The organism is uncultured Selenomonas sp. (assembly GCF_963528755.1).
GTDB lineage: Bacteria > Bacillota > Negativicutes > Selenomonadales > Selenomonadaceae > Selenomonas.
Map to the genome: position 1 here is coordinate 51,127 of NZ_CAURXA010000003.1, position 26,035 is coordinate 77,161.

Genomic DNA, 26,035 nt, shown 5'->3' on the forward strand with positions numbered 1-26,035 from the left:
TACATACAAAAGAGCCGCCCGAAGCTGGATTCCAGCTTCGGGCGGCTCTTTTATACGCTTTTCTTACATCACTGTGCCGTCACGATGTCGGCTTCGAACATGCGATTCCACGGGAAGTTGACCTTTATCTCGCGCAGTGCGGGCAGGGGCGGCAGATTGTTGTCGGCGAACTCGCGCATCATGCGGTCGGCGCGGTACTGAACGCCGAGGATCTTGTCGTCGAGGCTCATGTAGACACCGCTGCCACGCAGCCAGCCGAGCTGACGCGCGATCTTATTGCGAACATTCGCCTGATATGCCCAGTCATCGAGGTAACGCGTGAGAAGCAGACTGTCCCGCGCGTCATCCGTCATGCGCTCGGCAAGAAGTCCCTCAGCAACGGCAAAGCCCGTGCTGTTCGTCGGCGTATTCCAGCCGGCGTAAGCGCGCAGCTTGAACAGCAGATCCTCGCGTTTCAAGCCTTCCATGAGTGCGTTGTCCGCGCCATTCGCATAGGCGACGTCAGCGATGCCGACGGGATAGCCTTTGGCGATATAGTCCTTGAGCAGGTCAAGGAAGTACTGCGTGCCATCACGCACCTTGCCATCGTTCGTGCGGTCATTCGCTTCATACGTCTTGCCATTTGGATTCGTGTTGACGAGCAGGACATACTCCGACTTCTCGGGGCGCTGGATGAGGACGGCACCCGCCGCTGTGGCGGCGGCACGCACCGAGTCCTGGATATGCTCGTCGGAGTAGGCGGGCACGGTGCGCCCGCCCGTGCCCTTGTTGTAATGAACATGAATGAAGGGCATCTTGTGCTCGATGTTGTTGACGGCGCGCGAGAGCAGGAGAAGTCCCACCTCGTCGATGCCCGACATCGTCTGAAACTTCGAGGAGCCCAGCCCCGCGCTATAGGCGAGAAGCTTCCGGCCTTCCATGTGCGTCTGTGAATACGGCGCATTGTCGTCGCGCCCGAGCACGAAGTAGTCAAAAACGCCGCTCTTCGTATAGTCGATGAGATTTTCGTTCGCCGCGAAGTTCTTCGTGCGGCGGCTCATCCAGTCTTCCATGGACTTTTCAGGAATCAGCTCCTTCAAGAAGGCATATTCCTTCTTTTCCCTGGAGGTCAGGCCTTCGACTTCCTGCTTGTCCGTCAGGAGCGTATAGCGAAAGATGTCAGCGCCGTAGTTCTTGTAGTAGCCCGGCTCTTCCGATCCCGACGCCTCACCCGAACGCGGCGTACGCATGATCGAACCGAAGACGTAGAGCGGCAGCGCGGGATGCGCTGCGCGGAAGTCCTCGAAGTTCTTGAGACGCGCCATGATCTCACCGCGCGTGCAGTCGTGCTTCCTTGATCCTACGAGACTGCCGTAGAGCATAGAGTCCGACGAGATGACGGCGGCACTGACCCTGGATGCATTTTCCTCCGCCCAAGTCCAAAGCTCCTCGGGATGACCGAGATCGGTGCGGCTGCCGAGCATGTCGTCGGGCGGCACGATGACCTCATAGCCAAGTTCGCGCACGACGTCCGCCGTTTGCTTGTCCGAGATCGGACGGTTGTCGTGCGGAATGAACATGATGCGTTTCTGGCGCGACATCTCCTCTGCCTTGTCCTTCTTGCCAGCCTCAGCAGCAGGCAGAACGAGGAAGGCGAGCGCGAGCAAAAGCGCTAAGATCTTGTATGTTTTCTGCAATTTGCACTTCCTTTCTTTTCACTCTACGGGAGCCGCATCATCTGATGTCCCAGCACGCTCTTCCTTCATCTTATCGCGCATGTCTGACCACAGATCTTTCGCACGGTCAACGATCACGCGTTCCTTTGTCTCAAGCTCCTTGTTGTGCATGAGCATCGATAGATATCGGCCAGCCGTATCGTAGTCGCCGAGGCGGAAGTGGATCGCACCGATCAGGTAGATACAGTCGGCCTCCGTCATCTGCCCTTGCGGAAAAACCTCGCGCGAGCGTGACTCGATGTAGAGCTTGCCGGCTTCCGCTAGGAACTTTTCCTCGTTCTCCTTGTCGCCTGCCTCACGGTAAATCCATGCGAGCGTGAGGTTCAGTCCCGCCTTGTGGGCGAATGTCTCCGTCGTGAACTTCGTGTAGAAGATCGCGAGCTTCAGCGCCTTGATGGCATCGTCGCGCGTGCGCTGCTCCTTGAACTCACTCGTCCCATGATGCCCGGCGAGGAATTCCTGGATCTCCTTCTTCGCCTTCGGTGCAACGCCGTTTAGGAAGTGGCGCTCGTCCTCGGCGTAGCCGCAGTGCTCACAGACCCAGATGCGGTAGTAATAAGGATTGATGTCCTTGTAGTGCGTGCAGAGGTCGTTGTCGACCGTCTCGGTAATGAGGCGCGAGCGCACCTTCGTCGCGCGCGTTTCCATGCTGCAGATCGGGCAGGGCTTCTTCACCACATAGAGATAATCCGTTTCAGCCATTGTATCAGATCTCCTTTGCTGTAATCATATATCTGCAAGGACGGCGGATCTTTTCCGCCGGCCCATTGCATACGCTACCTTTCGTACAGTTCGCACAAGCCCCTAAGACGCTTCGCGTCCTCTTCGGCATGCGCGAAGTCCTTGAGCCGCCAGCGCCAGTTGATGCCGACGGTGCCGGGCACATTCATGCGGCTGCGGCTGTCAAGGGCGCGTACATCCTGCATGGGGATGATGACGAGACGCGCGTTCGACGCATAGGCGAACTCGACGAGCTTATCGCAGATGTCCTTCGGCCGGTCGGCACGTGCGTTCAGAAGCTCCGCGACCGCCGCCCGCTCAGGGGCATCGAGATCCTGTGTGAACCAGCCAACCGTCGTATTGTTGTCGTGCGTACCCGTGTAGACAATGGAGTTTTCGGGCACGGCGATTCCGACGCGGCGCATCTCGTTGAAGTTCAGGCAGAAGTGCAGAACCTTCATGCCAGGATAGCCGCAGTCGTCACGCAGTCTCTCGACTTCATCGGTGATGATGCCAAGATCCTCGGCGACGATGGAAAGGTTCTCGACTGACTTCTCCATCTCTTCGAAGAACGCCTTGCCGGGACCCTTGCGCCAGCAGCCGTTGACCGCCGTCTTCGCCTTGCCGTCGATCTCCCAATACGCCTCGAAGCCGCGAAAGTGGTCAAGTCGCACGATGTCGACGAACGAGCAAAGCTTCCGGAAGCGAGCCTTCCACCAGCCGTAGCCGTCCTCCTTCATCGCCGTCCAGTCGTACTGCGGGTTGCCCCACAGCTGTCCCGTCGCGCTGAAGTAGTCGGGCGGCACGCCCGCAACCGTCTTCGCCGTGCCATCCTCGTTGAGCGAGAACAAGTTTTGGTTCGCCCAGACGTCGACGCTGTCGTGCGAGACGAAGATGGGCATGTCACCCATGATTTTGACGCCCTTTTTGTGCGCGTATTCGTGCAGGTGTTTCCACTCTTTGGCAAACAGATACTGCCAGAACTTCTGGCAGCCGATCTCGTCCGCCAGGCGCTCTCGCGCCGCATGAAGAGCGGCGTTCTGTCGCTCTTTCAGCTCGGGCTTCCACTCGAACCACGGCGCTTTCTTGTTCTCAGCCTTCAATGCCTCGAAGAGAGCGTAGTCATCAAGCCAGGCTGCCTCCCTTTCGCAAAAATCCCGGAACGCGTCGTTTTCTTCCTGTTTTTGGAAGTTTTTCCACGCACGCTCCAAATGCTTCTTCTTGAACGCCCATGCCCGCTCATAATCGATGAAAGCGGTCGTACTGTCGGCCGCCACCTTCACGTCACGCGCCGCGAGCAGTCCGTCGTCGATGAGCATGTCGAGCGAAATGAGCATGGGATTGCCCGCGAACGCCGACGGCGATTGATAAGGCGAATAGCCGAAATCGCTGACGGGGCACAGCGGCAAGACCTGCCAGACCTTCTGCCCGGCAGCGGCGAGGAAATCGACGAAGCGATAAGCGTCGCCGCCAAGATCGCCGATGCCGTACTTCGACGGCAGGGACGTCGGATGAAGCAGGACGCCCGCTTCGCGCGGGAAGCGCCTTTTCTCCTGCACGGCCTCGTAGATGCGAGCCGAAAGGGGCGGGATCTTCACGGTCAGGACGCCGCGCTGAACCTGCACACGTTCCTCCCCTTCAAGAGCTTCCTGCAATGTTCCCTGCAAAAAATCGCCGACATTGAGCATGACCTTCTCTTCCTGCGTACGACTGCGGTTGATGACGACAACGAAGGCTTCGTTCTTTGCTGGTGCACCGAACTCGTCCGTGCCGCTTCGGATCGTGCGCGCATAGGCGAGAATGTTGCCCTCACCCGCGAGCGGCAGGAGGTCGCCCGTTTGAAGCGTCGTATGCTCGTTTCGCAGGCGGATGAGCTTCCGGTACCAGTCGCGCACAGAAACGTCAGGATTCTCCCATGCGTACGGACTACGGTTGTACGGGTCGCGAAATCCCTGCATGCCGATCTCATCGCCGTAGTAGATGCACGGCATTCCTGGATACGTCATCTGCAGAAGCGCCGCGAGACGCAGCCGATCCGTTCCGAGCTTGTAGTGCTCGGCATCGAGTTTGAACCGCGACTGATGGATCGCCGGCATGCCGTCGTAGAACGGCGCCTCACCCAAGAGCGTGATCGCTCGCTCGACATCGTGGCTGCCGATGAGGTTCATCATTACATAAAAGTTTTCCTTCGGATAGTTCTCTCGGAGGCTCTCCAAAAGGCGCATCGCCTGGCGTCCATCAACGTAGTTGAGCAGGAAGTCCAAAACCGTCTTGCGGAACGGATAGTTCATCGCCGAGTCGATCTCCTGCCCGCAAAGATACTCGCGCGGCACGCCGTAACTGATCTTGTTCGACGCGTCCTCCCAGACCTCGCCGATGAGGATCGCGTCAGGATTCGTCGCCTTGAGTTCGCGGTAGAAAGCTTGCGTGAACTTCGCTGGCAGTTCGTCGACGACATCTAGACGCCAGCCGCCGATGCCCGTCTTCGTCCAATGGTGCAGCACACTGTCCTCGTCGCGGATCACGAAGTCCATATAGGAAGGCGTCGTCTCCGTCACGTTCGGCAGCGTGGAAAATCCCCACCAGCTGTCGTATTCGTAAGGATACTTATGGAAATTGTACCAGCTGTAGTAGGGCGACTCCTGCGACTGGAACGCGCCGAGACTATCGTAGCTGCCCTCGCGGTTGAAGTAGATGCTGTCGCTTCCTGTATGGCTGAATACGCCATCGAGGACGATGCGGATGCCCTCAGCCTTCGCCGCCTTCACGAGATCTTGAAACTCCTCATTCGTGCCGAAAATCGGATCGATCTTGTGGTAGTCGCCCGTATCGTAGTGATGGTTGCTCGGCGACTCAAAAACGGGATTGAGGTAGATGACGGAAATGCCAAGCTCCTTCAGGTAGGGAAGCTTCGACTTCAGCCCCTTGATATTGCCGCCGAAGAAATCGTACTGCACGATTTCTTTGGTATCGACATCCTTGTAGTAGCAAGGCTGATCTCCCCAATGTGCGTGCACGACGGCGCCCTTCTTCTCGATGATCGCATCACCCTCACGGCAGAAGCGATCGGGGAAGATCTGGTACATGACGGCGTGCTTTGCCCAGTCGGGAGTCTTTGCGCCCTTATTGAACACGGTGATCTGGAAAGACGGCGGCGCATTGTCGTAGATGTCGCCCATACCGCCCAGATGCTCGTTGTTGTTGCCGTAATACCATGTGCCGGAACTCGTGGCAACGATGAAATAATACCATAGCAGGCAGCCGGTATCAGGCAAATCGATGCGCGCGACATAAAAGCGGTCCTGGACGCCTTCCGCCGACTTTGCCTCCAGCTCGATGAGTCTTTCCCCCGCGCCTTCTCGCCAAAGGCGCAGAATGACCTTCGACACTTCGTCCTGCGTTCGGATGCGAATGCCGAGCTGGACGGAGGATAATGCCTCGGCGGGTCCCACGGGCGAGCGGTAAAACACATCTTGCGAGTTGTGCTCCGCTTCTCGCTGCGCCATAATATCGCCTCCTAAATTCTTCGAAACAGCGGGGAAATCCACTTCCGCAGCTTAGGAAAGCACCGATAGAAAACGCACTTCCCTCGTCCCCTTCTCTACTTTGTTTCGTCTTTTCTTCGCAGAAAATTAATAGGCGAGAAAGGCAAGAAAGCCCAACGCAAGCGTTGGGCTTTGCCAAATCTCACTTCGCCAAGAGTTTCTCATAGAGCGCCTTGTACTCTCCCGCCGATTTCTTCCAGCTGAAGTCCGCCTGCATGGCGTTTTTGACGATCTTCTGCCAGATTTCGAGCGTGCTGCATTCGCGGATGGCACGTTTGACGGCGTACATCATTTCGTGCGCGTTGTAGTTGCTAAAGAGGTAGCCCGTTCCCTCGCCCGTCTTGTTGCTGAACTGGGTGACCGTATCCTTGAGTCCGCCCGTCTCGCGCACGACGGGAATCGTGCCGTAACGCATGGCGATGAGCTGGCCAATGCCGCACGGCTCATAGTTCGACGGCATGAGGAAGACGGTCGCACCCGCATAGATGCGCTGCGCCAGCTCGTTCGAGAAGCGGATGTTCGCCGAGACCTTGCTCGGGAAACGCCATGCGAGCCCCTTGAACCAATCCTCATAGACCTTATCGCCCGTGCCGAGGACGACGAACTGGATGTCTTCGTGCTGCAGAATCTCATCCATGACGCGCACGATGAGATCGAGACCCTTGGGCGATACGAGGCGCGAGACGAGAGCGACCATCGGAATCTGGCGATTTACGGGCAGTCCAAGCTGTTTCTGCAACGCGACCTTGTTATCGATCTTGCGATCGATGGACGTAATGTCGAATGTTTCGTAGATCGCCTTGTCCGTCGCCGGATTGTAAACTTCGTAGTCGAGTCCGTTAACGATGCCGTAGATATCCGCGCTCCTCTTCCTAAGAAGCCCATCGAGCATCTCGCCGAAGTATTCGTACTGGATTTCCTTCGCGTAGGTGCGCGACACCGTCGAAATATAGTCGGCGTAGGTCAAGCCGCCCTTCATGAAGTTGACGGCATCGTAGAACTCCAGATCGCCGTTCGTAAAATACTTCCAATCGAGTCCCAAGACATCCTGCATGACATTCTTCGGAAAGACGCCCTGATACTTGAGGTTGTGAATCGTGTAGATCGTGCGGATCTTCTCGTAGCGCGCATCCCCCATGTGCTCAAGCTTCAAGAGCACGGGAACGAGTCCGGCATGCCAGTCATTCGCATGGATGATGTCGGGCCAGAAATCCATCGCCTCCAAGAGGTTTAGGACGGCGCGCGCGAAGAAGGAGAATCGCTCCGCATCGTCGTCGTAACCGTAAAAGCCCTCGCGGTAGAAGTATTCTTCATTGTCGATGAAGTAGTAGGTCACGCCATCCATGACGAGTCGGTCGACGCCAACGAACTTGTCACGCCACGCGACATTCAGCGTGCCGTCATAAAGATGCTCCATCTTGTCGATGTATTCCGCGGAGATCTTGCCGAACTTCGGCATGACGACGCGGATGTCGACGCCCTGCTTGACGAGTTCCTTTGGGAGAGATCCCGCGACGTCTGCCAGACCCCCGGTCTTGGCGAACGGCACCGCTTCAGCAGCAACATAAAGTACCCGCATGATATGAACCCCCTTCTCTTCTGCGAGGCTTCCAGCCCCTGCCCCGCAGCGCACCATCGTTTCTATATCGCCCGCGCCCTCCTCGGAAGGCTCACGCCTTTCCCAAGGCAGACGCAGCTGTCATTTCCCCACGATCATTGGGCAGCCGCTTTCTTCTTGCTGCTCTTCTTCGGCGGTTTCGCCGACTTCTTCGTCCCCTTCGTTGTCTCCGTCTTGCGCGGACGAGCCTTGGCGGCAGTCTTTTTCGTCTCGCCGCCCTTCGGCTTTCTCTGTGGGGCAGCGGACGACTTCTTCACCGCTTCGGTTTCGGAAGGCGCCGCCTTCTCTTCGTGCGCTTTCTTCCTCTTCCCCTCTGCCGCTTCGCGGGGCGATTGCTCTACCTTCAGCGCTTCTTTCTGCGCCGAATCGCTCACCTTCGCCGCCGGCTTCTTCGGCTCTTTTTCCTTCTTCTTCTCCACACCCTTGACGACGAGGACTTCCGTCTCCTCTTCAGGCGTGGAGCGTTTGACAAAAGGGAGCGTATCCTTGTGTCTCAGATAGATCGTGGCCATCGGCGGCACCGTGATGACGAGCGACTGTTCGCGGTCGTGCCATGATACGTCCTCCGTATGGAGAGTACCCTCGTTTTTCACGCCCGAGCCGCCGAACTCCTCGGCGTCACTGTTGAAGACCTCGCGGTATTCGCCCTTCTTCGGCACGCCGATGCGGTAATCGTGCCGCACCTCGGGCGTGAAGTTGCAGAGGACAACGAGGAAATCCGCGTCATTGTCGGCCTTCCGGACGAAAGTGATGATGGAGTTCTCGCTGTCGTTGCAGTCGATCCACTCAAAACCGTTCCAATCGAAATCGACTTCCCAGAACGGACGGTTTTCCTTGTAGAACTTGTTCAAGGTACGCGAGTATTCGAGCATCTTCGTGTGCATCGGGTACTCCTCGACGAGATGCCAATCGAGGCTGTCGTCGTAATTCCACTCGATGAACTGCGCGAACTCGCCACCCATGAAGAGCAGCTTCTTGCCCGGATGCGCCATCCAATAGCCAAAGAAGCCGCGCAATCCCGCGAACTTCTGCCAGTAGTCACCAGGCATCTTGCTCACGAGCGAGCACTTACCATGCACGACCTCGTCATGCGACAGGGGCAGCACAAAGTTTTCGCTGAAGGCATACATAAAGGAGAACGTGACCTTGTCCTGATTCCACTTGCGGTAGATGGGATCGAGGCTCATGTACGAAAGCATATCGTTCATCCAGCCCATGTTCCACTTGTAGTTGAATCCCATGCCGCCCATGTAGACGGGCTTCGAGATCAGAGGCCATGCCGTCGACTCTTCGGCGATCATCAGAGCGTCGGGATGGAACTTGAAGATCGCCTCGTTGAGCTTCTTGATGAAATCCATGGCCTCCAGATTTCCCGTGTCGCCGTACTTGTTCGGCTGCCACTCGCCATCCTTCCTGCCATAGTTCAGATAGAGCATGTTGGCGACGGCGTCGATGCGCAGGCCGTCGATGTGGTACTCTTCGAACCAGAACATAGCGTTCGAGATGAGGAAGCTCTGCACCTCCGTCCGACCGTAGTCGAAGTTCGTCGTGCCCCACTCCCAGTTCTCGGCACGCTGTTCGTTGTCCGATTCGTAGAGCGTCATGCCGTCGAAGTGGCGAAGTCCCTGCTCGTCCTTGCAGAAGTGTCCGGGCACCCAGTCCATGATGACGGCGATGCCGTTCGCGTGCGCCGTGTCGACAAAGTATCGGAAGTCATCCGGCTCGCCGTAGCGGCTCGTGACCGCGTAGTACCCTGTTGCCTGATAGCCCCACGATCCGTCGAACGGATGCTCGCAAAGCGGCATGATTTCGATGTGCGTATAGTTCATCTTCTTCGCGTAGCTGACGAGCTGATCGGCAAGCTCGCGATACGACAGATAGCCGCCTTCAAGCGTGCGTCGCCACGAGCCTAGATGAACCTCGTATGTCAGCATGGGGTTGGAGTAAGACGGATGCGTCTTCTTGCGCTCCTGCCAAGCGGCATCGTTCCACTGATATTTGCTCAAGTCGTAGAGGCGTGACGCCGTCTTAGGCTTTTTCTCCGCGTAGAAGCCATAAGGATCGGCCTTCATGATGTGCGGGCCGCCCCACGGCGGCTCGATCGCATACTTGTAGACCTCGCCTTCTTCGAGTCCCTCGATGAACGTCACCCAGATTTCGCCGTCGCCGATCTTTTCCATCATGTGCGTGCGCGTGTCCCAATTATTGAAGTCGCCGACGACACTCACAGACTTCGCATGGGGCGCCCAAACAGAAAAGCGCACGCCCTTCCTGCCGTCCTTCTCCATGAAGTGGGCGCCGAGCATCTCGTAAGCGTGGTAGTTAGTTCCTTGGTGGTATAAGAATAAATCGAACTCACTCAAAGCAGATACGTTCACAAAAATTCCTCCCAGCTTAGAAAAACTCTAGGAAACGCGGAGAGAACACGCATGTGTCGAGATGTGACGCTGCATTCTTCCGCACTTCCGTCAGCCCTCGCTTCGATGCGGGAAGACACTCCCGCTGTCCGGGCCTGCGGCTTTGCTTTGCAGATTACTGACCAGATGCGATATTCGACCGCCGCCCCTGCGGCTTCGCGTAAGGGGCAGCAAACCGACCTTCCGTCAGACGATGATCGCGGGCTTCACATGCCAGATGTCGTCCGCATACTCCTTGATCGTGCGATCCGAAGAAAATACGCCCGAGTTGGCGATGTTGATCGCCGACGATTTGAGCCACGCAGCCTGATCCTCGTACTTGCGGTTCATGTTCTTGTGCGCCCTGTCGTACGCGCCGAAATCCTTCAACACAAAGAACTCATCGTTGCCTTGAATCAGATAATCGCGCAGCGAGTGGAAGTCACCATAGGTGCCGTCAACGAGCTGCGAGACGACAAGGCGCACGGCAGGGTTCGTGTTGTACTCGTCCCACGCCTTGTAACTGCCCGTCGCGTAATAGTTCAGAACCTCCTCTGCACGAAGGCCGAAGATCTCGCAGTGTTCGCGGCCGACCGCCTGGCTGATCTCAACGTTCGCGCCGTCGAGCGTGCCGAGCGTCAGAGCACCGTTCATCATGAACTTCATATTGCCCGTGCCTGAGGCTTCTTTCGAAGCCGTCGAAATCTGCTCAGAGATGTCGGCTGCCGGATAGACGATCTCGCCGATAGAAACGCCGAAGTTCTCGATGAAGACGACCTTGAGCATGTCGCTGACCACCTTGTCGTTGTTGACCTTGTCAGCGACGGCGTTGATCAGGCGGATCGTCTCCTTCGCGATGTAGTAGCCGGGCGCCGCCTTGCCACCGAAGAACCGTGCCGTCGGGGGGATGCGGAAGCGCTTGTTCGTCTTCAGCTCATGGTAGAGGTACATGATATGCAGGATGTTCATGATCTGGCGCTTGTACGAGTGAATGCGCTTGACCTGGACATCGAAGATCATGTCGGGATCGACGAGGATGCCGCCGTGTGTGTGGATATAGTCGGAAAGATCGACCTTTCGGAGGCGTTTGATCTTCGAAAGTTCCGTCAAAAACGCTTTGTCCGTCACATGATCGTTGAGGTGAGAGAGCTGATCGGGCGCCTTCTGCCATGCATCGCCGATCGTCTCGTCGATGAGCGCAGTCAGCTCAGGATTCGCGCCGATGAGCCAGCGGCGATGCGTGATGCCGTTCGTCTTATTGTTGAACTTCGTCGGATAGTAGCGATGGAAGAACTTCAACGTGTCTTTTTTCAGGATGTCCGTATGAATCGCCGCGACGCCGTTGACACTGTGACTGCCGACGATGGCGAGCCGCGCCATGTGCACCTGCCCGTCCTCGATGATGGAAAGCTCGTGCACCATCTGCTCGTCGTTCGGGAAGCGCCTGCGCACCTCCTCAAGGTGGCGGCGGTTGATCTCCTCGACGATCATATAGATGCGCGGCAGAAGAGGGCAGAACATGTCGATCGGCCACTTCTCCAAAGCTTCCGGCATGATCGTGTGGTTCGTGTACGCCATCGTCTCGCACGTGATCTCCCACGCCTCGTCCCAGCCCATCCTCTGCTCATCGACAAGAATGCGCATGAGCTCGGCGACGGCGACCGCCGGATGCGTGTCGTTGATGTGGATGGCGATCTTCTTCGCGAAATCCTTGATATCCATGCCCGCGAGCAGGTAGTGGCGCACGATGCTCTGCACGCCCGCCGACACGAAGAAGTACTCCTGGATGAGGCGCAGGCGGCGGCCTTCGTAGGAGCTGTCGTCGGGGTACAGGTACTCCGTGATGCTCTCGACGAAGTTGCGGTATTCCTTCTTCGCCTGAATCTGCTCGTGCGTCATTGTTCCATAGTCGGAAAAATCGCGGTTGACTTCGGCGTTCCACAGGCGCAGCGTGTTGACCGTATTGTTGCGGAAGCCGACGATCGGCACGTCGTAAGGAATAGCCATGACCGTCATGTAGTCTTCGTGTACAAGAGAGAGGCTGCCGTCCTCCTCCTCCTTCATGTAGGCATTGCCATTGAACTTGACGTTGACCGCCTTATCTGCCTTGCGATACTCCCACTCGAAGCCGTTGCCAAGCCAATTGTCGGGAATCTCGACCTGGTTGCCCTTGATGATCTTCTGCTCGAAGAGTCCGTACTGGTAGCGTATGCTGCAGCCGTGACCGGGAAGCCCCAAAGAGGCCATCGAGTCGATAAAGCAGGCTGCAAGACGCCCAAGGCCGCCATTGCCGAGACCCGCGTCCGGCTCCTCGGGGAATACCTCGTCGAGGTTGACGCCGAGTTCTTCCAAAGCATCGGAGAAAAGCTCCATCTCGCCCAAGTTGACGAGATTCGAGCGCATGAGCCGCCCGAGCAGGAATTCGATCGAAAAATAGTAGATCTGCTTGTCACGGCGCTTCGTGTACGCCTTATTCGTCTTGACCCAGTTCTCGCTGATGTACTGTTTCACGACGGCAGCAATGGTCGCATAAACCTCATGCGACGTGAGGTCGGCGAAATCGCTGCCCCACAGGATATGCGCCGTAGCCAGAAACCTTTGTTTCAAACCTTCCTTTGCCAGCCCCAGCTCATTCCTCTTGTTTGCCATGAGATCAGTCCTCCTAACTTACATTGGCAGCCACTTGGATCTACACGCCTTTCACAAAACGGATCACCGCGCAGTGAAACTCTCCCGAGCGCTTCGACGCACAGAGACGCGGACGAAATGCAGACTGCTTTCTTGCTCCATGATTTCATTGACGAAAAGCCGCCCCGTGCGCCCCATCTTTTCCACGAGGCAAGCGCCCAGGAGCGGCTTCCTTGCGGGCGCACCGCTGGCGCACCCTTCTATCAGACTACGGCATTTTTGCTGACGATCAGCGGGTAGTTTGGCGCCCCCTTGAGCCAGCGCCCCTTCGTGATCACGACGTTCTTGTCGCAGATCACATTTTCGACGAGCGCGTCATCCTCAAGGTCGCACTTCTCCATGATGATGGAATTCCGGATCTTGACGCCCTCGCCCACCGTCACGCCGCGGAAGAGGATGCTGTTCTCGACCTCACCGTAGACGACGCAGCCGTTGGCGACGAGCGAGTTCTGTACGTGCGCGGATTCCTTGTACTGCACGGGTACGCCATCCTTCGACTTCGTGAAGATGAAGCCGTTCTGCATAAAGAGTTCGTCCCAATTCGCAGGTTCGAGCGCCTCCATGTTCGCACGGTAGTACGAGGCGGTCGAAGCGACACATGCCGTATAGCCCTCGTGCATACAACCGTACATCGTGTAGCGGTCAGCGCGGCGGATGATGCCGTCGAGCACCAGATCCGTGCCGCCGTGCTCGTACGTCGAGCGCACCATATCGACGAAGATGCGCTTCTCCATGAGCAGTACTCCGTTTGACACCTTCGACCCCTGGTAGACGACGGGTTTCATGGCGATATCCTCGACGAGGCCATTCTCCGCCGTCTCAATGACGACGCTCTCGCCCGGCACTTCCTCCTTCGCGATGTTATAGACCATTGTAATGTCCGCATTCGTATTCTGATGGAAACGCAGCACGGGCGCGAAGTTCATGTTGTAGATGTAGCTCGCGTTTGCGAGAAGCACATACTTTTGTGCGCTGTGCTCGACGAAGTCGATGTTCTGATAGAAGGTCTTGAGGTCGCCGGGGCGCGTGTCCTTGTCACCCTTTGCGGGCGGCAGGTAAAACATGCCCTCATGACGCCTCGCAAGATCCCAGTCCTTGCCCGAGCGCAGGTGATCCATGACGGAACGAGACTGCTCAGGCAGCACGATGCCGACATGGCTGATACCGGAGTTGACCATGCTCGAAAGCGCGAAGTCAATGACGCGGTAGCGCCCCGCAAACGGCATGGAGCCGATGGGCCGGCTCTCGGTCAGCTCCTTGATGCGCCCGCTGTCTTCCTGCAGGTTGATGAGTCCCATGACCGTGTTCACAATGCTTCACTCCGTTCCTCGAAATCTTGCTGCAAGTGTCTCAGCCCGCCTGCTTGCTTCCGGACTCTGCCGTTATGACCTCATTCTCGGGAATGACGGCGATCGCACCTTCCTCGCCCTCAACCTTCGCGCCGGCTGCAATCGTCGCCCCCTGTGCGAGAATTGCATGATCGACAACAGCGCCGTCCTCGATCTTCGCGAACGGCATGATGACCGAATTCGTGACGCGTGCGCCCTTGCCGATGCGAACCCCCTGGAAGATCACGGAGTTCTTCACCTCGCCAAAGACCATCGAGCCTTCACTCACCATCGAGCGGCTCACATGCGCCTCGCGGCCAATGTAGTGCGGTGGCAGTGACGGATTGGACGAATAGATGCGCCAATTGCCGTCGAGAGCGAAGGGCGGCTCATCCTGCAAGAGGTCCATGTTCGCCTGCCACAGACTCTCGATCGTGCCGACGTCCTTCCAATAGCCGTCGAAAGCGTAGGTGAAGAGACGAGCTTTGTCGGCGAGCATCTTCGGAATGATGTTCTTGCCGAAGTCGTGGCTCGACATGGTGTCCTTCGCATCCTCTTCCAGGTACTGCTGCAGGAACTTGCGGTTGAAGATGTAAATGCCCATCGAGGCGAGATTCGACTTCGGCTCGGACGGCTTCTCCTCGAACTCGATGATGCGCCCATCCTTGTCGGCGTTCATGATGCCGAAGCGAGACGCCTCTTCCCACGGCACCTCGATGACGCCGATCGTCGCCTCCGCCTTGTGCCCCTTATGTGCCTCAAGCATCCACGAGTAATCCATCGTGTAGATGTGGTCGCCCGAAAGGATCAGCACATAGTCGGGATCAACGATGTCGATGAAGTTAATGTTCTGATAGATGGCGTCCGCCGTACCCTGATACCAGTCGGCGCCCTTCTCGCGCGCATAAGGCGGCAGGATGAAGACACCACCGTCTTTCTTGTCAAGATCCCACGCACTTCCCGTGCCGAGATAATTGTGAAGCTCCAGCGGACGGTACTGCGTGAGGACGCCGACCTTGTCGATGCCGGAATTGGCGCAGTTGCTCAAGGGAAAATCAATGATGCGGTACTTACCGCCAAACGGCACGGCGGGCTTTGCGATCTTCTTTGTCAAGGCGCCCAGTCGACTTCCCTGCCCGCCCGCCAAGATCATGGCCAGATACTCTGTTTTTCTCATAAAAATCCCTCCTCGGGGCGCACTTTGCCGCGCCCATATTTCACCTTGCTAACCATCGCGCTTTTCCGCCCATGCGGAGGAAACAAATGTCTTGCTCTTTCGCATTTTCTTACGTTTTTATACCTATTCCACAAAACACGGAGATTTCCTGCTGTAATAGCCGCGGAAAATGTTTTTTTCTCGATTTTTCAGACGCTTGTCCACGGAAGGCATCACATAAAAAAGGGCGGCCGCACGCCGCCCGTCAAAGGAAAAGCATGGCGATCGCCCCGATAAAGAGCGCTATGCCGATGCCGCGCAAGAAACCTGATGTCGCCTTGCCGAAGCTCCCGAGGTACTTTTCCGCGAGCGGCTGCAAGAAGAAGAGCAGTATGGAGACCGCAGCGATGAGAAGCGGCACATCATGCGTGTAGAGTGCGTAGCCAAGTCCGAGGATGACGAGCGTAAGGTTGCGCTTCGTGTTTCGTCCGCGCGTCTTTTCCTGCGCCTTCGCCTCCGGCGGCGGCTTCGGGATTCGCCGATAATGATACGATTCGCTCATGTCGTCCTCCTACAGGCGCGAAGCGCTCGCGCAAAGCCCCGAGAGCTTCGCGTAGAGGTTCTTGCCCGGGCAGAGCGTCGAGTTGAAATCACGATGTCCAAAGACCGTACCCGCGCCGGGCTTTAGCTTGTAGCGATGCGAAAGTTCCGCGATGAGTCGCATGGCGGAATCAAGCTGCACGGTCGTCGGTTCCGCCTGCTCGAAATTGCCGACAAGGTTGATGCCGATCGACGTCGCGTTGTGGTGCCAGCAATGCGCGCCAACGGCGTCGAGCGGACGTCCACGCTCGATGATGCCGTTCTTGTGTACGACGAAGTGATAGCCGATGCCCGACCAACCGTTCTGCAGATGCCACTGGTGAATCGTCGCTGCCGACACCTCGCGATCTGTGTCGCCGATATGGTGCAGAATGATACTATCCGTGAAGCTTCGCTTGTCAAGCTCCAAGAACGTCAAATTCGTCTCCACGACATGTACACCATTCGAAATGGCTGCCTTCGCCTCCTCGGGCACGAGGAGACTCGGTGCGACATAGGCGCCCGCAGCAAGGAGGACAGCGCTCTTGAGGAAATTTCTGCGATTCATATAGGAGATACCCGCTTTCTGTTTCTGGTTCACTCTTGGTTCATTTTGGGTTCATGCTGATTCTGTAAGCACGCACGTTGAAAAGCCGCCCGTCCCGTCGAGATGAAGTTCTCTTCCGTGCTGCTCTCGAAGCGTCGAGCGATGTCCGATGCTCACGATGCCCATCTTGGGCAGCTCATGCGCGAGCATTTCATAAAGTTCCTTCTCGCGCGCCTCGTCAAGCGCACTCGTCGCCTCATCGAGGAACGCCCACGCGGGGCGCACGAGCAAGATGCGTGCAAAGGCGATGCGCTGCTGCTCGCCGAGCGAAAGGATGTGGCTCCAATCGGCAACTTCATCGAGCCGCGAGAGAAAGGCTTCCATGCCGACGAGCCGCAGCGCACGCTCCATCTCCTCGCGCGGGCCTTGCGCCGTCAGAGGATAAGCGACGGCACGTGCCAGCGTGCCAAGCGGCAGATAGGGGCGCTGTGAGAGGAAGAGCCGCTTTTCGTTCGCGGGGAATGCCGTGCGGCCATGCGCGAACGGCCAAAGTCCTGCAAGGGCGCGCAGGAGCGTCGACTTGCCTGCGCCTGACGCGCCCGTGACGAGAAGAGCTTCGCCCGGTGCGAGCGAAAACGAGCAGCCTTGCAAAAGCTTCGTACCATCGGGCAGGGAGACACAAAGCCCTTCCACGTCGAGACCTCCCGAAGACGGTGAAAGCGTGACCGCGCTCTCCTTGGCATCGACCTCCTCCATATGCGCCGTGAAGCCGCTCAGTCGGCGCACGACAGCCGCATACTCGGCGATCGAGCCGTATGCCTCGACGAAGTAGGAAAGCGCGTCCTGCACCTTGCCAAAGGCCGAAATCGTCTGCATGAGTCCGCCCAGGGCCATCTCGCCACCAAAGTAGCGCGGCGCCGCCATGACGAGCGGCACGATGATCGCGAGCTGCGCGTAACCGTTGATGTAGAAGTTCAGGATCTTCGTCTGACGCATGAGTTCACGGAAGTTGCCGATGACGCGCGCGAAGCGCTCGGAAAAGCCGCGCACCTCCTGCGTCTCGCCGCCGTAGAAAGCGACGCTCTCGCTGTTTTCTCGCACGCGCATCATGCTGAAGCGGAAATCCGCCTCGAAGCGCTGCTTCTCGAAGTTCAGCCCGATGAGCTTCCTGCCGACGCGGTGCGCGCCAAGTGTTCCCAAGACGGAGTAGATGAGCGAGAACCACAGCATGTAGCCGTAGATGTGGAACTCCCAACTGCCGATGGGAACGGTCAAAATTCCCGACAGATTCCACAAGACGACGGCAAACGCCGCGAGCGTCGTCAGCTGCTTCAAGAATCCCACGGAGAGCGTGAGCGTCAGCTCGACGAACTGCCCGATGTCCTCCGATATGCGCTGGTCGGGATTGTCCGTACCCTCGGCAAGCGTTTCGAGCTTGTAATAGGCGCGATTCTCCATCCAGCGTGCGAGGTAGCGATCCGTGAGCCATGTGCGCCATTTGATCTGCAGCATCTGCCGCAGATAGATAGCGTAGACGGCGACGGCGATATGCACGAAGGCGAGGAATGCAAACTTGCCGACGAGCGGCCAAAAAAGCTCGTACTCGTAAGCCTGCAAAGCGTTGTAGAACTCGTTGTACCAATCGTTGATCAGAACGAGCATGCCAACCGCAACGAAATTCAGCGCAATGACGACGGCAAGAAGGCCTCGCGCCTTCCACTTCTCCTCGGAAAACCAATAGCCGCGAACGATTGCGCGGCAGATACGCCAGACGCTCTTCTTCTCCACAAACTCTCCCCTATCTCTTCTTTGCTACGACCTTCCATTGAAAAGCATGCAGCTCTTTCGCATCGACATCTGGCGGCAAAAGGGTGGCAAGCTGCGCAATAAAGTCTTGATCCTGCTCACTTTCTGTAATCTTTGAATCAAAAACCTCCTGCGGCTCAAGACCAGCCTCCTGCAAAAGCGCAACGACCTCCGTGCGCGTGAAAAAGCGAAGATGCGTGCGGTCAAGGATTCCCGCTTCCTCGTACTGCCAGCGGCCTTTCAGCATCATGCGGAAGACAGAGAAATGCATGACATTTGGAACACTGATGATGACACATCCGCCGGGCTTCAAAACTGCGGCAAGATTTTTCATCGTCTGCCAAGGTTCTCGCAGATGCTCAATAACATCGCCCAAGATGATGTAGTCAAACTTCTCATGCCACGCAGGTCGATCCAGCTTCTCCACATTGAGCGCCTCAACGACGGCAAAGTGGCGTGCCATCTCCGCCGCTTTTTTATCAAATTCAATGCCATAGACTTCCGCCTTAGGATTCGCATTGCGAATAGCAAGGAGCGTTGCCCCGCAGGCACAACCAACTTCAAGCACATTGAGTCCATCTTTTTGGAGGTCCATATGCTCCAAAAGTTCCGTGCGCGGTATGAAAGAATACGGATAACTCAAGCCATACTTTTGTGTAAATCTCGCATCATCTTGTGCATCATAGAACAATTCAAAAGCATTTTCATGGACAAACGCCCCGCACGCTGCAATGCAAGGCCGATCTGCCTGCCAAAAACGCAGGCAAAAATCAAGCATGAGGAACGGAGTCGTGCGAAACTCCTCCGAGAAGCCTCCCATGTCCAGCAGAGCTTGGCGCTGCGTCAAGAAGCAGAAATCCAGGGAAACCGAAGCAGGCAAAACGTCCAAATTCATGGATAAATCTTCGGAAAAGCGGCGCAAACCCTCTGCATCTTGATAAAGAGAGCTACGATCTGCGGGAAGCTTCTGCACCTGATCCCAGCCCAAAGGCTTCTTCATCATCGGCACAACGAGCGAGACACCATCAACGGCGCGCGCTGCCCGCTGCATGGAGTGAAGTGCCGGACGCATAAGGATGTAGGGTGCTGCAGCAAACAAAATCTCCCGTCCATGCGCATATTGAAGAGCCGCATTACACGAAGCCGCTATGCCTGCCCCCCTGCCGTCAACAAGCACACTGGAAGCGTCTTGATCCAGAAGCGCTGCAGTCGCCGCATCCTCACCGCAATAGACAAGGATTCGCTCGTATTCCTCTCCCGAATAATTTTCGCGCAGATACGTCTGCGCCATACGAGCTTCCTGGCTGTCCCCCGTCAAAAGCAAAACGATCGTCAGCATGCGCTTCCACCTTTCTGCGCGAATCTTTCTCATTACTTCACGCCATCTTTCAGTATAACGATTTTCGCCGCTTCACGCAAGGACTTCCTTGTGCTACAATGGAGGAAAGTTTTATCTGCCGCTCCTCCCGCCGAGAAAGGAAGAAACCTATGCCTTCTTACAAATACATCCTGCTCGCTCTCATCTTCCTATCCCTCGTGCTGCTCTACCGCTGGCTTCCCAACCGAAAGATCTGGGCACTTTTCTCCCTCACGCTCCTCTTCGCGGGAGCGGCGGCGTTCTGGAGCTTCCCGCCGCCGCCCACGCCCAAGATGACGGCGGAAGAGCGCAGCGAGATTCATCAGCAGCAAGAAATCTTCACCGCCTGGTACGACGAGCACAAGAAGAACATCACGCAGCTCGACTACAACTGGCAGCAGTACCACAACATCCTTGAGAGTTTCAAGGAGGGCGCGATCGACATCCAGACAGCCTACGTGCGTCTCACACAGCTCACCGAAGATGCCAAACACACGCGTGACGCCGTCGACGCACACATCCCGCCGCTCGCACTCAGCGGCATCAACTACGATCTCTGCGCCGCCGTGCGGCAGAAGACGCTCGCTTACGCCGAAGCGCAGCAGCAGGCAATCAGCCGCACGAAGAACGCCGCCGACCCCGCGCAGCTCCTTACGCGCGACCCCGTCGAGCAGAGCCGCATCCTGGAGGACACGATGATCCGCGAATCGCCCCCCGGTCTCTTCCTCGCCGAAGAAATCAGCGCACTGCGCGAAAATCTCACGATTCCTTCGGAAAAGGACGAATAAAAAATGGGGGCTTCGCATACGTCAAGGACGTATGCGAAGCCCCCATTTTATTTCATTCAGCCATTTCTCGCCGCTGCGACGCGTGCGCGGTATAGGCTGCGCAGCCTATGCCAGAGCATCGGCACAACGAGCATCGGCACGCCCATGTAGAAGGCCTGCCGCAGGTCGGGCGTGAAAGCGAGCACGACGAGGCAGAAGACCTGCGCCCAGATGCCGAAGAGCGTTACATAAGGAAAGAACGGCGTCTTGTAGCGCAGGGTATGTTCCAATCCCTCGGCGATGAGGCGGCGGCGGAAGCGATACTGACTCCAGCAGATCGAGATCCACGCGATCGCCCCCGTGCAGCCCGATACAGCGAGAAGATACGTATAGACCGCCGAATCGGGATTGAACGTGTAGAGCAGAATGACGAGCCAGCATGCCGCAACCGACATGAGAATGGAATTGCGCGGCACGCCCTTGCTGTTGATCTGGGCGAGAAAGGCCGGCGCCATGTCCATGCGTGCAAGCGAATAGAGCGCCCGCGCACTCGAATAGAGACCCGAATTCGAACACGACACGGCGGCCGTCAAAACGACGAAGGCGAGCGCGGCCGCCAAAGAATCAAGGCCATGCGCGGCGAGTGCCGCCGCAAAGACGCTTTCGGAGATGCTCGCCTCTTCCCACGGCAGGATGGAGATCAGAAGGGAGATCGGGACAATGTAGAGCGCGATGATGCGCCACGTCACGTTGCGCACGGCGATGGGTATGCTCTTTTCTGGCTCTTTACACTCGCCCGCCGCGAGGCCGATGATCTCCGTGCCTTGGAAATTCACAAGGATGATGACCATCGTCAGGACGATCGCCCACCAGCCGTTCGGCGTGAAGCCGCCGCTCGAAAGGAGAATGCGCGTGCCGATGAATCCCTCCCCACCGAAAAGTCCGAGACAAATGAGCGCTGCCACGACGCTGAAGGCAACCAAGGCCAGGATCTTCACAAGGGACAACCAGAACTCGCTCTCGCCGAACTTGTCGACGCGAAAGAGGTTCAGCACGGTCACGACGAGGCCGAAAAACACGGCCCACCACAGCTGGCTGACTTCGGGCACGAAATTGTTCATGATGATGCCCGCGGCAATCATCTCGGACGGCACGTACGCCATCCAGTTGAGCCAGTATGCCCAGCCCACGCCGCACGCCCACGTCGAAGAGATATTCTCGCGTGCATAGGCGACAAAAGACCCCGAAACAGGTTTGGCGACCGCCAGCTCCGCCAAGGAGAGCATGACGCAGAGCACGATGACTCCACCCAAAAGATACGCTAAGATCGCCGCCGGCCCTGCCTTTTCCAGCACATACCCCGTGCCGAGAAAATAGCCGCTGCCGATGACCCCACCGAGCGAAATCATCTGCACATGCCTGTTCTTCAACCCTCTGTTCATCTGTGTCCCATTCATGGCCTTGATAACACAACCTTCCGTATGATGAAGTTAAAACCCCCTAGAGAAACTCTCTGCACGAATACAGCTTAAGGACAATACTACACCAAACGCGGGGAAATGCCAAGCGAATATTTCTGAGAAATCGCAAGAATTTTGATCCCTCTCGTCTTTCACTGGGAGATGTGTTACTATATATAGTATATAGTAGATGCATAAGCATCCGCAACGAACATTGCGGAATTAAATCATAAGGAAGATCCGAAAGCACATGGAAAATTTCACGACGATCGAAACGGGCGGCACAGCCGAATATGAGATTCAGCGATCGCGCTTCATCGCCGAAGCCGCTCACGCGGCAACGGAAGAGGAAGCGCGCGCCTTCCTGCTTTCCTGCAAGAAGAAGTATTATGACGCACGCCACAACCCGAGCGCCTGGGTGCTCGGTGCGGGCGGCAAAAAGCAGAAGTCAAACGACGACGGCGAGCCGGGCGGCACCTCGGGCAATCCCATCTTAGAAGCGATCAAGAAGCGCGGCCTCGTCGATACCGTCGTCGTCGTCACGCGCTACTTCGGCGGCATCAAACTCGGCGCGGGCGGCCTCATCCGCGCCTACGGCCACGCCGCACACCTCGCGCTCGAAGCCTCCTCCCTCGTGCGCTGCCTGCAGCTTGCGCGTCTCGCCGTGACGTTCGACTACACGCTTCTCGCGCTCGTCGAAAACTTCGTGCGGCAGGAGAATCTTCGCACAGAAGATGCGATTTACGAGGAAAAGGTCACCTTGCTGTTGCTGTTGGAAGAGCAGCAGCTCGCTCCCATTCAGACGGCTCTGACAGACCTCACTGCGGGCAGAGCCGTCTTCGAGGAACGCGGCACGGTCTGGGGCAGAGTACCGCTTGGAAGCGAAAAATAGAAAGAAGGGCTGTACAAAAGCTGAAATCGGCTTCTGTACAGCCCTTCTTCACACTTTCGGCTCGCGTAAAATCGACTCGACCACCTGCGGAAACCGTGCGCGCAGGTAGTTGCTGATCGTCTCGCCGATGAAGCGCTTCGCCGCGCTGTCGGGATGCAGGCCGTCCGTTGTGTAAATATCCTCAAGCTGCCCTCGTTCATCGGAGAGAACCGTCGTGATGTCGACGCAGTAGGGCTGCGACAAGATCCAGCGGTTGAGCGCCGCCTGCTCGTCGCTCCAGTTGGCGGGCGGATTCTGCGCATACTGCAGCTTCGCGATCTTCGCGGGGTTGAGCGAAGTGACTGTAGAGAAGACCGGCGTAATGCCGTGCGCCGTGCACTTGTCGCGGATGCGTGCGAGCACAGAGATGATATCCGTCGCCCTGCCTCCCACGCGATAGTTGTTCACGCCGCCCATGATGACGAGGATCTTCGGGCGGAACGGCAGCACGTCGCGCTCGAAACGCGCTTCCATCGCCTCAACGGTATCGCCCGAGTAGCCAAGGTTCTTGATGGGAAATGCCGCGTACGTTTCCCAATCGTAGAGTGCGCGGTCAGGGCCGTAGACGATGGCGCCGCCACCGTGCGTGATGCTGTCGCCGAGCGCGGCGACGACGACGGGAGATTTGACCTCGAACGGCACGTTCTCCGACCAGCCGCTGATGGGCTGGCGTGCAGTGTCGAGGGCACGAACCTTCCAGTAGTAAATGCCGGGCGTCGTGAAACCATAGGTATCGTAACAGGTGAGGTCGGTCGCGTAAAGCATGTGTAGGAGCGCGGGCTCCGTCCTGCCTCGCTTCCAGACGGAGACCTCGTACTCAGCAGCCCCCTGCACAGGAATCCACGAGTACGTCGGATAGAGCGGCACATAGTCCATCTTCTGGAACTCGCTCGTCGGATGTGGCGCTGCCGGATCCTTTTCGGCCAGTTCGACGGCAGCGGGTGGCGTGAAAGCTGAGCGTGCATTGCCATCGTAATCAAGCGCACGCACGCGCCAATAGTGGTTCGCATCGAGCCAGCCGCGTCCTGCGAGCGCGATTTCCACGCCGTTGTTGAAGACATGCGTGTCACGGTAAACGACTTTCGCCTTCTCTCCCGCGCCCTCCTCGATGACGAACTCATAGCGCACGGCGTCGGCGACAGGCTGCCACAAGAAGCGCAGCTTCTTCGGCAGCTTGCGCACCGTTTCCTTCCCCTCAGGATTCACAGGCATCGGCGGCCTCGTGCCTGCCGCCATCCTCTCGTCCATCCGTTCATTCTTTGCATTCGCATCCTCTTCCATGGGAGCGCCCACCTCCTTCCGCGCCGCATCGCGTTCCAGCACGACCGTACGGTCCTTCGTCGCGGCATACGCCGTCATGTGCGCTTCGCCCAAGGTCGCTGCAGCCTCCGCTCCCTGCGGCGAAAGGGCCGCTGCCGCAAGGCACAGCGCCAGAGCGGCGGCACTTTTTTCCCAAAAACAGCTATATATTTTTTGCAAGATTAACCCTTCTCCTCTGGATCGAGCGGCATGGGCCGAAGCTCGCGCGACTCGTCGTATTGCATATTCGTGATGATGCGGCCAAGACGTGTGCCCGACAGGAGATTCCATGTCCATTTCAAGAGCACCGTCGTGTTCGTATGTGCGCCCGCAAGACGCAGGAGGTGGACGAACATCCAGACGACCCAGGCGATGAAGCCCTTCATCTTCGTGCCGTTCATATTGACGACGGCCTCCGTCCTGCCGATCGTCGCCATCGCACCCTGATCCTTGTAATGGAACGTCTCCAGGTTTTCGTCGCCCGCGATCAGGCGCTTGATATTGCGCGCAGCAACGACGCCGCCCTGCGTCGCGACAGGTGCGACCGTCGCCAACGGACGCTCCGTGCCGTGGCAGAAGGAGGCGCAGTCGCCGATGGCGAAGATGTCGCGTTCGCCCTCGACCTGCAGTTTCTCGTTGACGATGACGCGTCCTGCGCGGTCACATGCGAAGCCGAGCTTACTGATGATCGGCACTGCCTTGACGCCCGCCGCCCAAATGACCGTATTCGTCGGAATGACCCGGCCATCCTTCAAGATCAGGCTGTTCTTGTCGCAGCCTGCGACCTGCGTATTGAGCATGACGTCAATACCTTTCTTCTCCAAGACGCGCACCGTTTCCTGCTGCAGATCGGGCGGCATCATGGGCAGAAGTCCGCCCGTCGCCTCGACGAGCTTGACGCTGATCTCATCGGGCGAAAGATTGTGATACTCGTCCTTCATGATGAGGTTGATGACCTCGGCCAGAGAGCCTGCGAGTTCGACGCCCGTCGGGCCACCGCCGACGACAACGAAGCTCAGCATACGGCGGCGCTCCTCCTCGTTATGCTCGATCTTGTTGGCGCGTTCGAACATATGGATGACATGATTGCGGATGTGCAGCGCCTCCTGCAAGGTCTTCATCGGGAAGGAATGCTCCTCGACGCTCTCCATGCCGAAGAAATTCGTCGTCGCGCCCGCCGCGAGAACCAGATAATCGTAGGGAATCTCGCCGTGATTCGTGATGACGACCTTGCGCTCCCTGTCGAGACCGCGAAGCTTCGCCATGAAGAGATCGACGTTTTTGTTATGACGGAAAAACGCGCGGATCGGATAGGCGATCTCATCGGTCGAAAGAAGTGACGTCGCGAGCTGATAGAGCAGCGGCTGAAAAAGATGGAAGTTGCGGCGGTCGATGATCGTGATGTCAAGGCTCTTATCCTTTGCCAATTCGCGTACGACCTTGACTCCGCCGAATCCTGCGCCGACAACGACGATGCGTGTTTTCTTGCTCATGTTCTTTCTCCCTTCCTGGGTGCGGGAAACTTCCCGACTTGGCAGCGGCGCGAAAGCGCATCGGCTCTTCGACAGCCGTCATTCGTTTCGCGCCAAAAAACTTATCAATATATAAATTTTATATATTGATAAAGCGGCGCGGAGGCTCATGCCGTCCGCGCCGCTTTCGTTCCCTTATGACTGTTCGTCTTATCTCTCATATTCTGCATTCTTGGCGTGCCCCTTCCCCATGCGGCAGTCCGCTCGAACTGCGCGATCACCATTTCGGCAGGACTTCAAGCCAATAGCCGTCGGGGTCGCTGATGAAGTAGATACCCATCTCCGCATTCTCATAGCAAATGCAGCCCATCTCTTCGTGCAGCTTGTGCGCTGCCGCGAAGTCGTCGACGCCGAAGGCGAGGTGGAACTCATTGTCACCGAGATTGTAGGGCGCCTCGCGATCCTTGAGCCACGTCAGTTCAAGTTCGTGTGGCGTCGAGCCTCCATCGCCCAGGTAGACGAGCGTAAAATCAGGCATTTCCACGCGATGCACTTCTTTGAGTCCGAGCGCCTTCTCATAGAAGGCAAGCGAACGCGCGAGATCACGCACATTGAGGTTATTGTGTAAAAACTTGAATTTCATAAACTCCC

The 26,035-nt window shown here is 57.4% G+C and carries 18 protein-coding genes; 2 read left to right on the top strand and 16 right to left on the bottom strand.

Annotated elements, in window-relative coordinates:
• Window positions 1-68 precede the first annotated feature (68 nt).
• The 12 genes from RWS31_RS04250 to RWS31_RS04305 form a co-directional block, all read right to left on the bottom strand.
• On the bottom strand, window positions 69-1,676 hold the full coding sequence (locus RWS31_RS04250) for a DUF4127 family protein (protein WP_314596373.1): 1,608 nt from the start codon (window positions 1,674-1,676) through the stop codon (window positions 69-71).
• 18 nt (window positions 1,677-1,694) lie between these two features.
• Window positions 1,695-2,417 carry a DUF2225 domain-containing protein gene (locus RWS31_RS04255; protein WP_314596374.1) on the bottom strand — a complete coding sequence of 241 codons (723 nt, stop codon included), beginning with the start codon at window positions 2,415-2,417 and terminating at the stop codon, window positions 1,695-1,697.
• Between the two features lie 74 nt (window positions 2,418-2,491).
• Window positions 2,492-5,941, bottom strand: coding sequence for a 4-alpha-glucanotransferase (gene malQ, locus RWS31_RS04260; protein WP_314596375.1), 3,450 nt, complete (start codon window positions 5,939-5,941; stop codon window positions 2,492-2,494).
• Window positions 5,942-6,122: 181 nt separating this feature from the next.
• Complete coding sequence (gene glgA, locus RWS31_RS04265; protein ID WP_314596376.1) at window positions 6,123-7,559, bottom strand: glycogen synthase GlgA; 1,437 nt, start codon at window positions 7,557-7,559, stop codon at window positions 6,123-6,125.
• 134 nt (window positions 7,560-7,693) lie between these two features.
• Window positions 7,694-9,976, bottom strand: coding sequence for a 1,4-alpha-glucan branching protein GlgB (gene glgB / locus RWS31_RS04270; RefSeq protein ID WP_314596377.1), 2,283 nt, complete (start codon window positions 9,974-9,976; stop codon window positions 7,694-7,696).
• A gap of 225 nt (window positions 9,977-10,201) precedes the next feature.
• On the bottom strand, window positions 10,202-12,643 hold the full coding sequence (locus RWS31_RS04275; RefSeq protein ID WP_314596378.1) for a glycogen/starch/alpha-glucan phosphorylase: 2,442 nt from the start codon (window positions 12,641-12,643) through the stop codon (window positions 10,202-10,204).
• Window positions 12,644-12,885: 242 nt separating this feature from the next.
• On the bottom strand, window positions 12,886-13,992 hold the full coding sequence (gene glgD, locus RWS31_RS04280; RefSeq protein WP_314596379.1) for a glucose-1-phosphate adenylyltransferase subunit GlgD: 1,107 nt from the start codon (window positions 13,990-13,992) through the stop codon (window positions 12,886-12,888).
• Window positions 13,993-14,032: 40 nt separating this feature from the next.
• On the bottom strand, window positions 14,033-15,187 hold the full coding sequence (locus RWS31_RS04285) for a glucose-1-phosphate adenylyltransferase (RefSeq protein ID WP_314596380.1): 1,155 nt from the start codon (window positions 15,185-15,187) through the stop codon (window positions 14,033-14,035).
• A 244-nt stretch (window positions 15,188-15,431) separates the two neighbouring features.
• On the bottom strand, window positions 15,432-15,728 hold the full coding sequence (locus RWS31_RS04290) for an antibiotic resistance protein MarC (protein WP_314596381.1): 297 nt from the start codon (window positions 15,726-15,728) through the stop codon (window positions 15,432-15,434).
• Window positions 15,729-15,737: 9 nt separating this feature from the next.
• Window positions 15,738-16,313, bottom strand: a complete 576-nt coding sequence (locus tag RWS31_RS04295) for an N-acetylmuramoyl-L-alanine amidase (protein WP_314596382.1) — start codon at window positions 16,311-16,313, stop codon at window positions 15,738-15,740.
• A gap of 51 nt (window positions 16,314-16,364) precedes the next feature.
• A complete protein-coding gene (locus RWS31_RS04300) occupies window positions 16,365-18,080 on the bottom strand; it encodes an ABC transporter ATP-binding protein/permease (RefSeq protein WP_314596383.1) in 1,716 nt (571 codons plus the stop codon).
• A 10-nt stretch (window positions 18,081-18,090) separates the two neighbouring features.
• Window positions 18,091-19,437: a methyltransferase domain-containing protein gene (locus RWS31_RS04305; RefSeq protein WP_314596384.1), complete on the bottom strand. Its 1,347-nt coding sequence runs from the start codon at window positions 19,435-19,437 to the stop codon at window positions 18,091-18,093.
• A gap of 149 nt (window positions 19,438-19,586) precedes the next feature.
• On the opposite strand from RWS31_RS04305, the gene RWS31_RS04310 reads away from it, so the two are divergent.
• Window positions 19,587-20,243 carry a hypothetical protein gene (locus RWS31_RS04310; protein WP_314596385.1) on the top strand — a complete coding sequence of 219 codons (657 nt, stop codon included), beginning with the start codon at window positions 19,587-19,589 and terminating at the stop codon, window positions 20,241-20,243.
• 56 nt (window positions 20,244-20,299) lie between these two features.
• On the opposite strand, the gene RWS31_RS04315 is transcribed toward RWS31_RS04310, so the two are convergent.
• Complete coding sequence (locus RWS31_RS04315; protein WP_314596386.1) at window positions 20,300-21,664, bottom strand: amino acid permease; 1,365 nt, start codon at window positions 21,662-21,664, stop codon at window positions 20,300-20,302.
• Window positions 21,665-21,932: 268 nt separating this feature from the next.
• On the opposite strand from RWS31_RS04315, the gene RWS31_RS04320 reads away from it, so the two are divergent.
• Window positions 21,933-22,574, top strand: a complete 642-nt coding sequence (locus RWS31_RS04320; protein WP_314596387.1) for a YigZ family protein — start codon at window positions 21,933-21,935, stop codon at window positions 22,572-22,574.
• 48 nt (window positions 22,575-22,622) lie between these two features.
• Here RWS31_RS04320 and RWS31_RS04325 read toward each other — a convergent pair whose 3' ends face one another.
• The 3 genes from RWS31_RS04325 to RWS31_RS04335 form a co-directional block, all read right to left on the bottom strand.
• Entirely contained in the window at window positions 22,623-24,092 is a 1,470-nt protein-coding gene (locus RWS31_RS04325) for a GDSL-type esterase/lipase family protein (RefSeq protein WP_314596388.1), read from the bottom strand.
• Between the two features lie 2 nt (window positions 24,093-24,094).
• Window positions 24,095-25,405 carry an NAD(P)/FAD-dependent oxidoreductase gene (locus RWS31_RS04330; protein WP_314596389.1) on the bottom strand — a complete coding sequence of 437 codons (1,311 nt, stop codon included), beginning with the start codon at window positions 25,403-25,405 and terminating at the stop codon, window positions 24,095-24,097.
• Between the two features lie 256 nt (window positions 25,406-25,661).
• Window positions 25,662-26,027 (bottom strand): VOC family protein, encoded by a 366-nt coding sequence (locus tag RWS31_RS04335; protein WP_314596390.1) that lies wholly within the window; start codon window positions 26,025-26,027, stop codon window positions 25,662-25,664.
• Window positions 26,028-26,035: the final 8 nt, after the last annotated feature.

What these genes read in the sequence shown, in the direction of transcription:
- RWS31_RS04255 (WP_314596374.1), bottom strand. Translation starts at nt 2,417, where the DNA reads ATGGCTGAAACGGATTATCTCTATGTGGTGAAGAAGCCCTGCCCGATC.
- malQ (WP_314596375.1), bottom strand. Translation starts at nt 5,941, where the DNA reads ATGGCGCAGCGAGAAGCGGAGCACAACTCGCAAGATGTGTTTTACCGC.
- glgA (WP_314596376.1), bottom strand. Translation starts at nt 7,559, where the DNA reads ATGCGGGTACTTTATGTTGCTGCTGAAGCGGTGCCGTTCGCCAAGACC.
- RWS31_RS04275 (WP_314596378.1), bottom strand. Translation starts at nt 12,643, where the DNA reads ATGGCAAACAAGAGGAATGAGCTGGGGCTGGCAAAGGAAGGTTTGAAA.
- RWS31_RS04285 (WP_314596380.1), bottom strand. Translation starts at nt 15,187, where the DNA reads ATGAGAAAAACAGAGTATCTGGCCATGATCTTGGCGGGCGGGCAGGGA.
- RWS31_RS04290 (WP_314596381.1), bottom strand. Translation starts at nt 15,728, where the DNA reads ATGAGCGAATCGTATCATTATCGGCGAATCCCGAAGCCGCCGCCGGAG.
- RWS31_RS04295 (WP_314596382.1), bottom strand. Translation starts at nt 16,313, where the DNA reads ATGAATCGCAGAAATTTCCTCAAGAGCGCTGTCCTCCTTGCTGCGGGC.
- RWS31_RS04305 (WP_314596384.1), bottom strand. Translation starts at nt 19,437, where the DNA reads ATGCTGACGATCGTTTTGCTTTTGACGGGGGACAGCCAGGAAGCTCGT.
- RWS31_RS04310 (WP_314596385.1), top strand. Translation starts at nt 19,587, where the DNA reads ATGCCTTCTTACAAATACATCCTGCTCGCTCTCATCTTCCTATCCCTC.
- RWS31_RS04315 (WP_314596386.1), bottom strand. Translation starts at nt 21,664, where the DNA reads ATGAACAGAGGGTTGAAGAACAGGCATGTGCAGATGATTTCGCTCGGT.
- RWS31_RS04320 (WP_314596387.1), top strand. Translation starts at nt 21,933, where the DNA reads ATGGAAAATTTCACGACGATCGAAACGGGCGGCACAGCCGAATATGAG.
- RWS31_RS04330 (WP_314596389.1), bottom strand. Translation starts at nt 25,405, where the DNA reads ATGAGCAAGAAAACACGCATCGTCGTTGTCGGCGCAGGATTCGGCGGA.
- RWS31_RS04335 (WP_314596390.1), bottom strand. Translation starts at nt 26,027, where the DNA reads ATGAAATTCAAGTTTTTACACAATAACCTCAATGTGCGTGATCTCGCG.